This is a genomic window from Desulfovibrio desulfopostgatei (assembly GCF_053570645.1).
Genome location: NZ_JBRBQS010000002.1, coordinates 83,731 through 99,593 on the forward strand (window position 1 = coordinate 83,731; position 15,863 = coordinate 99,593).

The 15,863-nt window shown below is 60.2% G+C and carries 12 protein-coding genes; 7 read left to right on the top strand and 5 right to left on the bottom strand.

Going from position 1 to position 15,863, the window contains the following annotated elements:
* The 4 genes from mgtA to mtnA all read right to left on the bottom strand — a co-directional run.
* The coding region (gene mgtA / locus ACUZ9Q_RS00335) for a magnesium-translocating P-type ATPase (RefSeq protein ID WP_449247133.1) at positions 1-2,655 on the bottom strand (2,655 nt) is incomplete at its 3' end.
* Between the two features lie 273 nt (positions 2,656-2,928).
* Positions 2,929-3,402: a C-GCAxxG-C-C family (seleno)protein gene (locus tag ACUZ9Q_RS00340; protein ID WP_192113492.1), complete on the bottom strand. Its 474-nt coding sequence runs from the start codon at positions 3,400-3,402 to the stop codon at positions 2,929-2,931.
* The gene (locus ACUZ9Q_RS00345) at positions 3,399-5,426 is read right to left on the bottom strand and encodes a TIGR04326 family surface carbohydrate biosynthesis protein (protein ID WP_449247134.1); all 2,028 of its coding nucleotides are present in this window, start codon (positions 5,424-5,426) and stop codon (positions 3,399-3,401) included. The genes ACUZ9Q_RS00340 and ACUZ9Q_RS00345 overlap by 4 nt, the downstream gene beginning before the upstream one ends.
* 9 nt (positions 5,427-5,435) lie before the next feature.
* Positions 5,436-6,524 (bottom strand): S-methyl-5-thioribose-1-phosphate isomerase, encoded by a 1,089-nt coding sequence (gene mtnA, locus ACUZ9Q_RS00350; RefSeq protein WP_227118432.1) that lies wholly within the window; start codon positions 6,522-6,524, stop codon positions 5,436-5,438.
* A 332-nt stretch (positions 6,525-6,856) separates the two neighbouring features.
* Here mtnA and ACUZ9Q_RS00355 point away from each other — a divergent pair, with 332 nt between their 5' ends.
* The 7 genes from ACUZ9Q_RS00355 to ACUZ9Q_RS00385 all read left to right on the top strand — a co-directional run bounded on the left by ACUZ9Q_RS00355 (position 6,857) and on the right by ACUZ9Q_RS00385 (position 14,819).
* The gene (locus ACUZ9Q_RS00355; RefSeq protein WP_192113495.1) at positions 6,857-8,038 is read left to right on the top strand and encodes an aminotransferase class I/II-fold pyridoxal phosphate-dependent enzyme; all 1,182 of its coding nucleotides are present in this window, start codon (positions 6,857-6,859) and stop codon (positions 8,036-8,038) included.
* A gap of 107 nt (positions 8,039-8,145) precedes the next feature.
* Complete coding sequence (locus ACUZ9Q_RS00360; protein ID WP_449247135.1) at positions 8,146-8,376, top strand: hypothetical protein; 231 nt, start codon at positions 8,146-8,148, stop codon at positions 8,374-8,376.
* 73 nt (positions 8,377-8,449) lie between these two features.
* Positions 8,450-9,784 carry a homoserine dehydrogenase gene (locus tag ACUZ9Q_RS00365; protein ID WP_215646898.1) on the top strand — a complete coding sequence of 445 codons (1,335 nt, stop codon included), beginning with the start codon at positions 8,450-8,452 and terminating at the stop codon, positions 9,782-9,784.
* Positions 9,781-10,968 carry an ATP-grasp domain-containing protein gene (locus ACUZ9Q_RS00370; protein WP_449247136.1) on the top strand — a complete coding sequence of 396 codons (1,188 nt, stop codon included), beginning with the start codon at positions 9,781-9,783 and terminating at the stop codon, positions 10,966-10,968. Before ACUZ9Q_RS00365 ends, ACUZ9Q_RS00370 begins: the two co-directional genes overlap by 4 nt.
* Positions 10,969-10,975: 7 nt before the next feature.
* On the top strand, positions 10,976-11,389 hold the full coding sequence (locus tag ACUZ9Q_RS00375; RefSeq protein WP_449247137.1) for a secondary thiamine-phosphate synthase enzyme YjbQ: 414 nt from the start codon (positions 10,976-10,978) through the stop codon (positions 11,387-11,389).
* A 133-nt stretch (positions 11,390-11,522) separates the two neighbouring features.
* Positions 11,523-13,211, top strand: coding sequence for a cation:proton antiporter (locus ACUZ9Q_RS00380; RefSeq protein ID WP_449247138.1), 1,689 nt, complete (start codon positions 11,523-11,525; stop codon positions 13,209-13,211).
* Between the two features lie 345 nt (positions 13,212-13,556).
* Positions 13,557-14,819 carry a DNA polymerase IV gene (locus tag ACUZ9Q_RS00385; protein ID WP_297895580.1) on the top strand — a complete coding sequence of 421 codons (1,263 nt, stop codon included), beginning with the start codon at positions 13,557-13,559 and terminating at the stop codon, positions 14,817-14,819.
* 6 nt (positions 14,820-14,825) lie between these two features.
* Here the strand turns inward: ACUZ9Q_RS00385 and ACUZ9Q_RS00390 are convergent, their stop codons facing one another.
* A complete protein-coding gene (locus tag ACUZ9Q_RS00390) occupies positions 14,826-15,602 on the bottom strand; it encodes a TlyA family RNA methyltransferase (RefSeq protein WP_215646890.1) in 777 nt (258 codons plus the stop codon).
* Between the last annotated feature and the right edge of the window lie 261 nt (positions 15,603-15,863).

Consider the following 15,863-nt stretch of genomic DNA (forward strand, 5'->3'; position numbering starts at 1 on the left):
TGTGTTCTCCTCGTCTGGTTGAGTAGCTATCACACCTGTCCGATTTTTGGGGAGCACCTCTACGCCAAGGCTCGTGAGCAGGGTCACCTGCCATGCGGCGCGGCTGTGCAGCAGGGGAACGCCCGGGGTGCGCAGCATGTGGATGACCATGGTCTGCGTCCACAGCGATTCCACAAACCAGCCCGCCTGAAACAGGGCGGCAAAGCTTGCCTGATCGGCGCTGCTCATGGCCTGCCAGCCGCCTGCTGGCATGGGCACCACGGCAGGGCAGATTACCCAGAACAGCAAGGCGTAGGTTGTGAGGTCAAAGACCGAGCTGGTAGGCCCGAGCCAGAACATGAATCGCCGGATGCTGTCCGTGTTCCAGTTGCGGGGCTTGCGCAGAAACTCCTCATCCACATTGTCCCATGGCATTGCCGTGCAGGAGACGTCGTAGAGCAGGTTGAGCACCAGTATCTGCAGGGGCGTCATGGGCAAGAAAGGTAAAAATACACTGGCCGCCAGCACGGAAAACATGTTGCCGAAGTTGGAACTTACCGTAATTTTTATATATTTGATTATATTTGCATAGGTGCGGCGTCCTTCCATCACCCCGGCTTCAAGCACGGTGAGGTCTTTCTCAAGCAGGATGACGCCCGCGGATTCCCGCGCCACATCCACAGCGGAATCAACGGAAATACCCACATCGGCGTTCTTCATGGCCGGGGCATCGTTGATGCCGTCGCCCATAAAACCCACCACATGGCCGTTGCCGCGCAGGCAGGTCACAATGCGGGCTTTTTGGCGCGGGCTGAGCTTGGCGAAAATGTCGGTTTCTTCAACGGCGGTTTTCAGGGCCGCATCGTCCATCCCTTCTATTTCTGCGCCCAGCAGAATGTTTTTGCCCGGCAGCCCCACCTGACGGCATACGCTGCGGGTAACGGCATCGTTGTCGCCTGTCAGCACCTTTACGCGCACGCCATGCTCGTTGAGCGCGGCCAGCGCCTTTGATGCGGAATCCTTGGGCGGATCAAGAAAGGCCAGATAGCCCAGCAGCACCATGTCTTTTTCGTCCGCCACAGAAAAAACTCCGCCCGGCGCTGACATGGTTTTGTGCGCCACGCCCACCACACGCATGCCGTCGTTGTTGTAACGCCGCACGCGCTCCAGTATTTCGGCCTGGAGTTCGGGCGTGAGCGGTTCTACCTGCCCGTGGTATTCGGCATAGGAGCACACGGTGAGCATTTCTTCCAGCGCACCCTTGGTGATGATCTGGGTTTTGCCCGTGGTGTCGGCCACCACAACGCTCATACGGCGGCGGCTGAAATCAAAGGGCATTTCGTCCACAAGGCTGTATTCCTTGCGCAAGGGCTGCATGCTCAGTTCATCGGCGTGGTTGACGATGGCGGCGTCCAGCAGGTTTTTGAGGCCGGTCTGAAACCAGCTGTTCAAAAAGGCATGGCGCAGCACACGGGCGTCTTCCGTACCGTGAATATCGAGCGAATACTCAAGCACAATCCTGTCTTGCGTGAGGGTGCCCGTCTTGTCGGTACACAGCACATCCATGGCCCCAAGATTCTGGATGGCGTTGAGGCGGCGGGCAATAACCTTTTTGCGGGCCATAAACACGGCTCCGCGCACCAGATTGGCGGATACCACGGTGGGCAGCATCTCGGGCGTAAGGCCCACGGCAACGGAAAGGGCAAACAAGGCGGCTTCCACCCAGTCGCCCTTGGTGAAACCGTTGATAAAAAGCACCACCGGGGCCATGCAGAACATGAACCGCAAAAGCAGCCAGGAAACGGAATTCACGCCTTTGTCAAAGCTGGTGGGCGTTGTTGTGGCCGCAATCTGGCGCGCCAGAGAGCCAAAAAGCGTTGCTCCGCCCACAGCCAGCACAAGACCGTAGGCCGCGCCGCTGACAATGTTGCTGCCCATGAAGGCCAGATTGTCGCAATCAAGGGGCGAGGCGGCGGCCAGGTCGGCGGGCAGGGCATGGGGGAATTTTTCCACAGGCTCACTTTCGCCCGTGAGGGAAGACTGGCTGACAAAAAGATCCTTGGCCCGTAAAATCCGCATGTCGGCGGGGATCATATCGCCTGCGGCCAGGCGCACCACATCGCCTACTACCAGCGAATTGATGGGCAGCTCCTTGCCCTCGCCCTCACGCACCACTTCAATGGTGGTTTTGACCAGCGATTCAAGGCGGGCCACTGCATTGCCGGAACGGGCCTCCTGCACGAAATGCAGTACGCCGCTGATGCAGACCATGACCGTCACGATGATAACGGCGGTGAGGTCTCTTTCTCCGGCATCTGCCAGCAGATAGTCGGTAAAGAACGAAATGCAGGCCAGCAGCAGGAGTACAACGCTGAAAGGATTGATAAACGAGGTGAACAGGCGTTTGGGCAGGCTGTCCCTGCCCTTGGCGGCAAGGATATTGGCCCCGTACTGCTGGCGCATCGCATGCACCTGATGGCGGGTAAGACCATCGGGCGAGGAGTTGAACGTCTGCAGGGCTTCGTCCGGCTCAACGCGGGCGGCGTCAAGCAGGCGGGTTGCAGCCTGGCGAACCAGTTCAGTACTGACGGTATGTGAGGCGGCGTGGCCTTTGCGGCCAAAAAAACGGGCAAACGGCACAACAAGGCCGTGCGGCAGAAAAGAGCGCAGAACCATAAAATCCTCCTGAGAGCACGCGCAACGCGTTACCCGCAGGAAGATTTTCAGCTACGGGAACGGAATGGCGTGGAAAGAGTGGTGCGACGTAAACTGTCAGGTTCCGAAGGGGAACTGTGGCAACTGTCGGACGACATGTAGGATGCTCCTTCCAAGGGTTGAGGGTGACCGCCTGCCAGAAGGCAGATGCATAAAAAGTGCATGGCCGCAAAAGGCCATCTGCGCGGAACCTATTCGCTCCGGGCATTATTGTCAAAGGGTGAAATTTAAGCCCTATTCTGCCGTATCGTCTTCAAAGCCGGGTTTTCTGCGGTTTGGCTCGGCGGATTGTGCCATTTCGTCAAGAAAGTCATGCAAAAAACATATGGCGTCTACCGAAACGGATTCGCAAAGATGCGGTGGATCATTGGGATGGATGCCACCGGGCCTCAAATCCTTGCAGGAGAGGCTGCCAAAGCGTTCAGTGAACTGGGTTGCAAATCTGGCGCACAGATCAACAATTTCTGATTCTTCCTTGCCCAGCTCTGCGCCGCGCAGGCCGATGAGTAGCAAGCCGCCCTCCACAAGGCCGCACTGCCCGCCAGTGCCGCCAGCGCCGTGGCAACCCACTGTGGCAGTGTAAATCTGCGGGTGCAGCGGTTCTTTGAGAACAGTTTCCAGACAACGCAGGGTTGTGCGGGCGCAGTTGAGATCTCTGTCCCAATAGTAGTGGCGCACCAGGGCGGCCACTCTGTCGTGCGTACTCATGATTTTCCTCTCAGGTGCAGCAGTTTTTTCCATTTGGGAAGATCGACGTTCAGGTCAAGATATTCAGGTGGAAGGTGCAGAGGCGCTGCTGTTTGCAGCGCGCGGGCCACATCGTCCACGCTGCCGGTGCGCGGCAGGCTGGCTACATCTTGCAAGGGGCAGAGGTCAAAGTCGTCTGTGGGCAGCATGGCCACCACGGGCAGTCCCTTGATGGCGGCTTCAAGCGCCACGGTGGTGGAATTGGAGGCCCAGACCACCACGCCGGGGGCAAGCTGGTCGGCAATGGGGCCGTCTACCACCTGCACATCCTGCGCACGGCGGCCCAGCAAGGCCTTCAACCTTTCCTGAACCGGCAGGTAGGGGTGCGGCTTTACGCGGATTTCCCAGCCGTCAAGCAGACCTGCATGCAGCGAACGGGCGAGCAGGGCCAGATGGGCCTCGGTTTCGTCCGCAAAAAAACTGGTTACGGCCAGCAACCGCCGGGGAGCAGGCGTGGAATCATGGCTCGCAGCAGCACTGGCATTTTGCGCGTCATTGTTCGCCAGATAGAGGTAACGCAGAGCTTCCACTTCGCCCAGGCGCTCGGTGGGCACGCCTGCCTCGCGCCACTGGGAACAGGCGGACTGCCCGTTGCCCCGCACCATATCGGGCTGGAATTCTGCCAGATCGCCCGTAAAGGTGCGCGGGTCGTCAAAATAGCGAAAGTCTGTGGGCCGGATGGTGGAGTGCTGCGCGCCGATGACCGGGCCGTTATTCGCCTCGTGCATGGTCTGGGTGAGCATGCGCTCCCACGGGCAGTTCTCCAGCGGAAAGAGCGTCCAGCGCTGCGGGCCGGCCATAGCGGCATATCGCTTGAATGCCCGGTGTTGCAGGCAGCGTTCAAGGCAACGCCAGCCCCGGAACGATTCCGCCCAGTAGGGGCCAAGGTAGGTCCAGAAATCAAGCTTTGAGCCTGCAAAACGAAAGGCCGCGCGGGCTTCTTTTTCCAGCCGCAGGCTGGCAAGGCACAGGCGCGCGTAGCGGAACAGGGCGGCTATGAGGTCGCCTGTGGTCAGAAATTCTTCAAGATAATGAAAGCTCGCGCCGTCCCTGCCTTCACGGCGAAAGCGGTCCCGCAGGGCAATGCACTGGGCCAGACTGAGCTGGGGCGCGGGAAAGCGGATGAAAAGCCAGCGCACAAAGTGCCCGGCGGTCTGGGCATGCTTCCCGGCGTTTCCCTGTTCTTGCGCTTCCACCTCAGCGGTGGCGTTCAGCGCATCGTGCAGGCTCTCCCAATAGCGGGAACGATAGCGGCCATTTTCCGCTGCCTTCATGTCCACATTGGGAAAGTAGGTGGCGATGGTGGCAGCCTGCCCCTGAGCGGGCGGCAGCGGGCTTTTGGCCGAAACTGGAGGCATGTGGCGGCGTACAGTCCACCACCAGTGGGCGTAGCGGGCCAGCGCGCGCAAAGGGGGAGGCGTTGCGTCATAAACCTTGCGCAGCAGACTGCGGGCTGGCTCAAGCGGAACCGGAGCTTCGCTGCATTCCGCAAACAGCCTGTGGCCTGACTTGCACATGCGCGCAAGCGCGCCGCGCAGATCTTCATCCCCGCCAAAAACGCGCAGGGAGGCAAAGCCGCCCTCGTCCATGAGGCGCTCAAGGGAGCGTAATTTGTAAACAGTGTAGAGGCCGGGCGTCATTTTGGGATGGCGCTCGTACAGCAGCGAACACCACCACATGGAGAGCTTTTCGCCGCAACGCAGATGCTGCTGCATCTCGCGCCCGCCAACGCGCATGCGTCCCAAATCGTGCGCCCAGGCCATATGCTCGGCGCGGATGGCCGTCAGCTCATCGCGCAGGCGCGCAGACAGCGAAATTTCGCCATTGGGCGCTTCCCACCCGTCCCAGTGGGCAACAAGCCGTTCGGGCAGGGCCTGACCCGACTCTGTTTCGGCCTTGCCGCTGGGGCTGTAGCCCGGGGCCGTGCACAGCGCGCGTGCCGCATCCGGCAGTGCCGGGCCAATGACAAGAACAAGCTCTTTCATACTGAACCCCTAACGCTCAATAATCCCGGCGTCATCGGCTTCGGGCGCGGCGCTGGCCTCGTTGAGGGCTGCCCAGATGGCAAGCCCGTAGGGCGGCTGCAACACGCCTTTTTCGGTGATGATGCCGGTGATGAGTTCTGCCGGGGTTACGTCAAAAGCAAAATTGTACACGGGCACATCTGCGGGCGTAAGGCGCGTATCGCCCACGTGGGTGACCTCACGTTCCGGGCGCTGCTCAATGGGTATGCCGCTGCCGTCGGACGTTGTGGGGTCAATGGTGGAGAGCGGGGCAGCCACGTAGAAGGGAATATTGAAGTGCTTTGCCAGCAGGGCAACGCCATAGGTGCCGATCTTGTTGGCCGCATCGCCGTTGGCGGCAATGCGGTCTGCCCCCACCACCACAGACTGCACAAGCCCCTTGCTCATGAGGAGCGCGCAGGCATTGTCGCAGGCAACGGTAACGGGGATATTGTCCTTGTGCAGCTCCCAGGCCGTGAGGCGTGCGCCCTGGAGGAAGGGCCGCGTTTCATCGGCAATAACCTTGATGCGTTTGCCCTGCTCCACAGCGCCGCGAATAACCCCAAGCGCCGTGCCATAGCCCGCAGTGGCCAGAGCCCCGGCATTGCAGTGGGTGAGCACGGTGTCGCCGTCTTTCAGGCAATCCGCGCCAAAGCGCCCCAGAGTCTTGCATGCTTCCACATCTTCGGCCTGCATTCTGGCGGCCTCGTCAAGAAAGGCCGCGAGCAGGGGTTCGCGGTCGCCGCTTCCGCTGTTGATGACCTTCCACCAGCATTTACGCATGCGTTCAACGGCCCAGCGCAGGTTTACGGCTGTGGGCCGGGCATTGGCGATGCGGTCAAGCAGTTCTTCAAGCTGGGTGGCCCAGCCGGGGCCGCTGGTTTCGTTCAGCGCAAGGGCGCAGCCCCAGGCCGCAGTGACGCCAATGGCCGGAGCCCCGCGCACAACCATGGTTTGTAAAGCCGATACAATGTCGTCTGTATTGCGGCAGATCACTTCGGTTTCCTGCTCTGGCAGCAAGCGCTGGTCAAGCAGGTGCAGCGCAAGATTTTGCCTGTCAAAGCGAATATGATCTTCCATGGTTTGCCTCCGCAGGAATCAAGATATTTATCAAGGATACACAACTATGCGCGGAAGGCAAAGCGCAGTTGGCGGCATTCCGCCGGAAACCATATAAAAAACATGCCCCATCAAGGGGTTCGGCGGCCCGCAATGCTTTACAAACAGGCGCGCGGCTGGCTATGCTGCGGCATGACAAAATCGTTTCCGGCGCGTTGTGAGCGCCCGGTAAACGCACTGGCTTCCTGTGGGGCTGCGCGGCAGGGTGGAGTCCATGCCTGCATGGTGCGGGCGTGACCTGTTGCGAGCGCATGGGACAGACTGCATGTCGATCAACTTAGGAGCTATCAGACATGGAAGAGTTTTCGCGGATTCGCCGCCTCCCCCCCTATGTTTTTGCGGTGGTGGGAGACCTCAAAATGCGGCTGCGTCGGCAGAATATCGACATCGTGGACTTCAGCATGGGCAATCCGGACATCGCAACGCCCGCACCCATCGTCGACAAGCTTGTTGAGGCAGCACAGAAGCCGGTGAACCACCGCTACTCGCTTTCGCGCGGTATTCCGAACCTGCGCAAAGCCATCTGTGATCGCTACGCGCGCCACTACGGCGTGCAGCTCGACCCTGACAGCGAAGCCATCGTGACCCTGGGTTCCAAGGAAGGTCTGGCCCACCTTTCGCTGGCTATTCTTGAGCCTGGCGACGTGGTGCTCGCACCCGACCCGACCTACCCCATCCACAAGTACGCGCCCATCATTGCAGGCGCGGACGTGCGCAGCGTGCCCATCGGCCCTGGGCGCAACTTTTTTGAAGACCTTGAGGCCGCCATGCGTCAGGCCTGGCCCAAGCCCAAGGTGCTTTTCATCTGCTATCCGCACAACCCCACCACCGAAGTGACGGATCTGGAATTCTTCCAGAAGATTGTGGATTTCGCCAAGGAAAACCACATCTGGGTTGTGCATGATCTGGCATACGCCGATCTGGTTTTTGACGGCTATAAGGCCCCCAGCTTTTTGCAGGCCAAGGGCGCCAAGGATGTGGGGGTGGAATTTTACTCCCTGTCCAAGAGCTATTCCATGCCCGGCTGGCGCGTGGGTTTTGCCGTGGGCAACAAGGATCTTATCCATGCCCTGGCACGCATCAAGAGCTATCTGGATTACGGCATGTTCCAGCCCATCCAGATTGCCTCCACCGTGGCCCTCAACGGCCCCGAAGACTGCGTGCACCAGATCCGCGACGTGTATCAGGAACGGCGCGACCGCCTCATCGAAGGCCTGAACCGCATCGGCTGGGAAACTCCTTCGCCCAAGGCGACCATGTTTGTGTGGGCGCATATTCCCGAGCCCTTCCGCAAGATGGGCTCCGTGGAATTTTCCAAGCTGCTGTTGCAGGAGGCTCACGTGGCCGTTTCGCCGGGTCTGGGCTTCGGCTCCTACGGCGACGAATACGTGCGTTTCGCCCTGATTGAAAACGAACACCGCACGCGGCAGGCTATCAGTAGCATGCGGCGGTTGTTGTCGGGCGTCTCCGACTAAACCTGTTTCGCCCTCCGCGTTTTTTTGCTTCCGGCGGCGTCAGGCGGTCTTTTTATTCCGGTCGAGTACCATCAGAGTACACTCCCTGCGTAAAAAGCCCGCCTTCCTTGCCGGAAGGCAAAAATCCGCAGGATGGCAAACAGGTTTTGAAAGCAGTTTTTGTTCACTGGACTGCCTCAACGGGCCGTTTTCTTGCCAGGGAACAAAATCTCGCTTTCAAAAAACGTTTTTCCGAGCGGTTTGGGTTCAATCCGCTTGGATCGTCGGAAAAAGCAAAGCCAGAACAACTGAAATCGGCGGGGTCGGGAGGTTTTCCGGCCCCGCCGCAGCAACCATAAGGCCGTATACGGCCAACAACCGCGCAGGCCCGCGGCGGACAGACCGGGGTTAGGCAGCAGATTCGGAGGCGACATGACAAAGAACAGCGATAAACCCCTGGTAGTGGGCCTTGCCGGATTCGGCACCGTGGGCGGCGGCCTTGTGCGCCTGCTTGACGAAAACGCCGACCTTATCCGCCGCCGTTGCGGGCGCGACATCGTGCTCAAAAAGGTGCTTGTGCGCAACGCCACCAAGGCCCGCAGCGCCCAGTTGCCCGCCGGAACGGAACTTACCACCGATTACCGCGCGCTTACCGATGATCCTGAAATCGACGTGCTGGTGGAGCTCATCGGCGGCATCGACAATGCCCGCACCATCATCGACCGCGCCCTTGATCAGGGCAAGCACATCGTCACCGCCAACAAAGCCCTGCTGGCCGAGGAAGGTCTGGCCCTGTTCCAGAAGGCTGACCGCAAAAAGCGCATCCTGCGCTACGAAGCCAGCGTGGCCGGGGCCATCCCCATTGTGGAAACGCTGAAGGAAAGCCTCACGGGCAACCGTATTGAATCGCTCATGGGCATTCTTAACGGCACCAGCAACTATATTTTGTCTGAAATGACCAGCAACGGTATGGATTTTGACGTTGCGCTCAAGCAGGCCCAGCAGCTGGGCTATGCCGAGGCCGACCCCACGCTGGACATTGACGGCCACGATGCCGCCCACAAGCTTATCTTGCTTATCCGTCTGGCCTACGGGGTGCACTATCCTTACACGGCCCTTTCGGTGCGCGGCATTCGCGGGCTTTCCGGCATGGATATCCGTCTTGCGCGCGAATTTGGCTACCGCATCAAGCTTATTGGTCAGGTGCGCGAGGTTCCCGGCGCCGAGGGCGCTGAGAGTGAAGGCAACATCCGGCTTGAAGCCGGGGTGTTCCCCGCCCTTGTGTACCACAAGTTTTTGCTGGCCCGCGTGGGCGGCGTGTACAATGCCGTGCGGGTGGACGCCAACGCCTCCGGCCCGCTGTTTTTCCACGGACGCGGCGCGGGCGATCTGCCTACAGCCGGAGCCGTGTTGGGCGATCTGCTGGCCGTTGCCCGCGATGAACGCCCCAACAACACCGGCTTTGTGAGCAAGGAACTGCCCAAGGCCTCCATCGTGCCGCCGGAAGAATGGCGTTCGTGCTACTACGTGCGCGTCATGGTGCAGGACGCCCCCGGCGTGCTGCGCGATCTTTCGGGCTGCATGGCCGCCGAGGGCATCAGCATGGCCCAGGTCATCCAGAAGAGTGATGAAGGCAATGGCGTACCGCTGGTCTTCATGACCCACGAAACCACGGCCCGCGCCATGAGCGACGCTCTCCAGCGCACCATGGACGCAGGTTTGCTCAAGGAACCCGCGGTCTACTTCCGCGTGTTGGGAGGAGCATGATAATTTTTGATGAACCATACGTCTCGCCAGAGCTGCTCGACTACGCGGCAGCCCGGCGGGAACCGGTGCTCGACAATGCTGTGGCGCGGGACTTGTCCCGCGCCCGTGCGCTTTCTGGCGCAGCGCCCCTGAACCTCGTACCGGAAGCGGAATTTGCGGCCCAGTGCCGGAAGTCCTGCACGGACTGCGCGCCCCCGCGCATCTATACCTGCTCGGAAAATTCCCTGGCCTGGGTCTGCGACCATGTGGACAATGCCGAACTTGTCAGCGGCATTGAAAAGCTCAAAAACAAGGCCAGAACCCGCGAGTTGCTGCGCCCCCTCTACGATGATTATTTCTATCGCAGACTCAGCCTTGATGCCCTGCGCCGCCTGCCTTTTGAAGAACTGCGCCTGCCCTGCGTGGTCAAGCCTTCTGTGGGCTTTTTCAGCCTGGGCGTGCGCATTGTGCGCACCCGCGAAGACTGGCAGGCCGCCCTTGCCGCCATTGAGCAGGAAGCAACGCACTGGCGCGAGCAGTATCCAGACAGCGTGGTGGACAGCGAAGACTGGCTCATAGAGGAATACATTGACGGCGATGAATACGCCGTGGATGTATACTTTGACGCGCAGGGGCAGGCCGTGATCTGCAATATCCTGCGGCACGAATTTGCTTCCGCTTCGGACGTGAGCGACCGCCTGTACTACACGGGCGCTTCTGTGGTACGCTCACACCTTGCGGAGTTCGAGGCATGGTTCAACAAGGTTAACTCCTTGCTGGGTCTGCGGAATTTTCCCACCCATGTGGAGCTGCGGCGTGATGCCCAGGGACGTATACGGCCCATAGAATTCAATGCCCTGCGTTTTGCGGGCTGGTGCTGCACGGACGTCACCCTGTTTTCCTGGGGCTTCCACACCTACGGCTGCTTTCTGGAAGGGCGGCGGCCCGATTGGGACAAGGCTCTGGCAGGGCGCGAAGGCAAGCTCTACACCCTCATTGTGCTGAACAAGCCGGAAAACTGCCCGCCCGTACGCAACTTTGACTATGAGGCCTTGAGCCGGGGCTTTGCCCGTGTGCTGCATGTGCGCAAAAGCGATTTCACGCGCTACGGGCTTTTTGGTTTTCTCTTTACCGAAACGCCGGAAAACCAGCGTGACGAGCTGGACCGCATAGCACGCTCCGACCTGCTGGAATTCACAAGTTGAGGCAGCCGTGGAAACTCTTGAAATAAGCACCCGCAGCCGTTGCGAGATGGTCGACATCACGGCGGAGCTACGCTCGCGGGTGCGTCGCAAGGCCGCAGATGGCCGCTGGCAGAGCGGCGCTCTGGCCCTGTTTTGCCCGCACACCACCTGCGGCCTCACGGTCAACGAAGGCGCAGACCCTGACGTGCGGCGCGACATGCTGGCCTTTTTCAGCCGCCTTGCCCCGGAGCATGGCGATTACCGCCACGCTGAGGGCAACAGTGATGCCCACATAAAAACCACCCTGCACGGGCCATCCCTCCTGCTGATTGTGGAGAAGGGCGAACTGCGCCTTGGCACCTGGCAATCTGTTTATCTGTGCGAGGGCGATGGCCCCCGCCGCCGCAACCTGTGGCTGCAATGGCTGAAGTCCGACGACTAGAGCTTTTCGTGGCAAGGATTTTTTCCGGAAAATCCCTGCGGAGCAGTTGATCCATTCCATTCGTCAACAGCTCTAGAGCGGGCATTCAGCTGCTTGCGGCCTGCCTTTTCATGGCCTTAAAGGAGCACCATCCATGCCCCATGACGTAAATCTTATTCTTACGCTTGCCGGGGGGCTTTCCGCCGCCCTGGTTCTTGGTTTTATCACGCAGAAACTGCGCCTTTCTCCCCTTGTAGGCTATCTGCTGGCAGGCATCATCGTAGGACCGCACTCCCCCGGCTTTGTGGCCGATTCGTCCACGGCGGCCCAGTGCGCCGAGATTGGCGTTATCCTGCTGATGTTTGGCGTGGGCCTGCATTTTCATCTCAAGGATCTGCTGGCCGTGGGGGCCATTGCCACTGGTGGCGCAGCGGCGCAAATCTCGCTGGCAACGCTGGCAAGCATGGGGCTGCTGCATCTTTTCGGCTTTGATCTGCTCTCTGGCGCGGTCTACGGCATGGCTATTTCTGTAGCCAGCACCGTGGTGCTTACCCGAGTGCTTGCAGATAACCATGACCTGCACAATCCCACCGGGCATGTGGCTCTGGGCTGGCTGGTGGTGGAAGACATCTTTACCATTCTGCTGCTTGTGCTGCTGCCTTCGGTTCTTTCTCCGGGCGGCGAATTCTGGAGCGCCCTGGGCATGACCCTGCTCAAACTGGCGGCGCTCTCCGTGTTTACGCTTGTGGTTGGGCAAAAGCTTATTCCGTTGTTTTTGGGCTACGTGGCCCGCACGGGCACCCGCGATCTGTTTACCCTTGCGGTGCTGGCTCTGGCCCTTGGCATTGCCGTTGCTGCTGCGGAGTTTTTTGGGGCGTCCATGGCGCTTGGCGCATTCTTGGCTGGCATGGTTGTGGGGCAGTCCGAGTTCAGCGCCCGTGCCGCCGCCGAAGCCCTGCCCCTGCGTGATGCCTTTGCCGTGCTGTTCTTTGTGTCTGTGGGCATGCTCTTTGACCCTGCCTCGCTGGCGCAGGACTGGCCCCTCATGCTGGCGACCCTCTTTGTCATCATGATTGTGAAGCCTCTTGGGGCGCTGCTGATGACAAGCCTGTTCCGCAAGCCTCTCAAGCTGGGACTGCCCGTGGCCGCCTCCCTGTCGCAGGTGGGTGAATTTACTTTTATTCTTGCGGGCCTCGGCATCAGCCTTGGGGTTTTTGACCAGAGGGTCAACAATGCGCTTATTCCTGCGGCCATCATTTCCATCACGTTCAACCCCATGCTGTACCGCAAGGCCAAGGATGTGGCCCTGTGGTGGGAGAAGCGCAAGCGCGGCAACGCTGCCGAACCATCGGCCTGCCTGATCGTGCCGGACGAAGGCAACCGCGCGCGGGTGGTTGTGGTGGGCTACGGCCCCGTAGGGCGCAGTTGCTGCCGCATTTTGCAGGACAGCAGCATGCTGCCGGTGGTTGTGGAAATGAATATCGACACGGTGCGGCTTTTGCGCAGCGAAGGGGTGCCCGTGGTGCACGGCGATGCCATGCAGGCCGAAGTACTGCGCGAAGCTGGCCTGGAAAAGGCCGAGGCCCTGCTGTTGACATCCCCCAGTATCCCCGCAGGCGAAGTGACGCCCATAGCACGCGCGGTGAATCCTCATGCGCGCATTCTGGCGCACACGGCCTTTGTGAGCGAAGCCCGCTCCCTGCGCGATAAAGGCGCGGACGCCGTTTTCAGCGGCGAACGCGAAGTTGCGCTGGCCATGGCGGAATATCTGTTGCGCTCGGCGGGTGCGCCGGAGGCGTATGTGCAGACGGAACTTGAACGCGTGCGCGAGAAGCTCGACTAGTCGTAGCTCGCACAGGGCTTTTTTGCCCACCGGCGGCGTCAGAATGGCTTTTTGCTACAGTCGAGTACCATAAGAGTACACTCCTTGCGCAAAAGGCCATTCTTCCTTGCCGGAGAACAAAACAGCATCTGTGCGAGCTACGACTAACGTCTCTGTCGGTTGCTGTCCTGAAACGGGCCTTTTCCTTGCCAGAGGACAAAATCCATCTTTTTAAACGTAGCTTATTGAGAAGTATGAATTACGCGAAACTTGTTGCCCGTTAACGTGAACAGCAAAGAAAAATCATAAGCACCGAATCAAATTAACCCCATACGCAATATTGAAACCGGCGCCCGGAATGTTGTCATGATCATCCACATAGACATGGATGCCTTTTTTGCATCGGTAGAGCAGATGGACGACCCCTCCCTGCGCGGCAAGCCCGTCATCGTGGGCGGCGAGCAGCGGGGCGTGGTTTCCACCTGTTCTTACGAGGCGCGCGTTTTTGGGGTGCATTCCGCCATGCCCATGGCAACGGCCCGCAGGCTCTGCCCGCAGGCCATTGTGGTGCGTGGGCGATACGCGCGCTATGCCGAGCTTTCGCGGGCGGTCATGGCGGCCCTTGCCGAGTTTTCACCCCTTGTGGAGCAGGCCAGCGTGGATGAGGCCTATGTGGACGCCACAGGCCTTGAGCGTCTGTTCGGCTCGCTGGAAGAACTGCTCCTGCGCATCAAGGAGCGTGTGCGCGAGGCCACGGGCGGGCTTACCTGTTCCGCCGGGGCCGCGCCGGTGAAGTTTCTTGCCAAGATTTGTTCAGACATCAACAAGCCCGATGGCATGTTCATCCTGCGGCCCGAAGAAGTGGACGACTTTCTGGCGACCCTGCCTGTGGGCAAGATTCCCGGCGTGGGCAAGCGCATGGTTGAGAGTCTGCAAGGTCTGGGCGTGAGAACTGTGGGGCAGTTGCGCCGCTACAGTCTGGATTTCATGCTGCGCAAATACGGCAAGTGGGGCGGTGTGCTGTATGAGCGCGTGCACGGGCGCGACCCGCGCGGCATCGAGACCGAACGCGCCGCCAAGAGTGAAAGCGCGGAATGCACCTTTACCGAGGACACGCGCGACCGGGATTTTTTGCAGCGCATGCTGCTGGCCCATGCAGAGCGCGTGGGCGCTTCGCTGCGGCGGCACGGCTACAGGGGCCGCACGGTGACGCTCAAGGTCAAGTATACGGATTTTCGCCAGATTACCCGATCGCGCACCCTGCCGGAGGGCATAAACTCCACGGAAACCATTTTTGAAGTGGGCTGCGCCCTGCTGCGCGAGCTGCCCCTGCCCCAGCCTGTGCGGCTTATCGGCCTTGGGGTTTCAGGTTTTGACGCGCCTGTGGCGCAACTGGTCTTGCCGGGCGCGGTCAAGCCCGCAACGCAGGGGCTGGACCCGCAGGTTGAGGCCAGGAGACAAAAGCTGGATGCAGCGCTGGACGATCTGCGCAGCCGCTTTGGCAACAAGGCCGTGCAGCGCGGGCGACTGTTTACGCCTGCGGAAAAAAAGACCGCTGCCGCGCTTACCCCGGATAGCGCCGGGGATGTGGACACGTCGGATGCAAAAGAATCTGGCCGTGAGGATTAGGCGGCTTTATGCGCTTGCCTGACCCTGCCGCGCAAACAGGGCCATGTATTCCTGATTGCCCTTGGGGCCCTTGATGGCGGCGGGCAGCACGCCCTGACAGGCAAGACCCAGATTGGCCTGGGTGAAGAGCAGAATCTTGTCCACCGCGCGCTGGCGGGCGGCATCATCGCGCACCACGCCCTTGACGGTTTCGCCGGGGCCAAGCTCAAACTGGGGTTTGATGAGCGTGGCGAGCATGCCGCCGGGTTTGAGCCAGGGCATGCACGAGGGCAGCACGAGGGTGAGCGAAATAAAGGAAACGTCCGCGACTACCAGATCAACCATCTCGGGGATAAGGCTCTGCTCCGCATGGCGCAGGTTGACGCCTTCTAGATTTATCACCCTTTCATCGGCCCGCAGGCGTTCGTGTAACTGGTTTTTGCCCACATCCACAGCATAAACGCGCTTGGCCCCCCGTTGCAGAAGGCAGTCCGTAAAACCTCCGGTGGAAGCGCCCGCGTCCAGGCACACAAAGTCGGTCACATCCAGCTTGAAATGCTCAAGGATGGTCAAAAGTTTGTAAGCGCCACGGCTCACGTAGCGTTCCGGTTCCAGCAGGGCAAAAACCGTGTCCGCAGCAAAAGGATGCCCCGGTTTGGGCACTACCTGCGGCGGCGCGCCAGGAACCGTCTGCTCAAGGATGATTTTGCCCGCCATGATAAGGCGGCGGGCCTGTTCGCGGCTTTCCGCAAGGCCCTGTTCAAATACAAGCTGGTCGGCGCGTTGTCTGGGTGATTTAGGCATGGAGGTCTTATAGCTGCTTGCCGCGGCAACCACAAGACTGCCTCTAAGTTGCCCGCGTGGGGCCGCCAAGTGGCTTGCGGCGAGCGTATGACCGGGGCCGTAAAGCCATTTTATGCTTAACCCAGCCCGGTGCACTTGCCAAAGCCGCAAAAGAGGGCTATATAGCTTGCCCTTGTGCGGTACTGCGCCGCGCCAAGGGTAAAACGCGCGGGCGTCCGAATTGCTGTAAAAGCTGGATTATGCCGCGTTCACGAGGTAGCT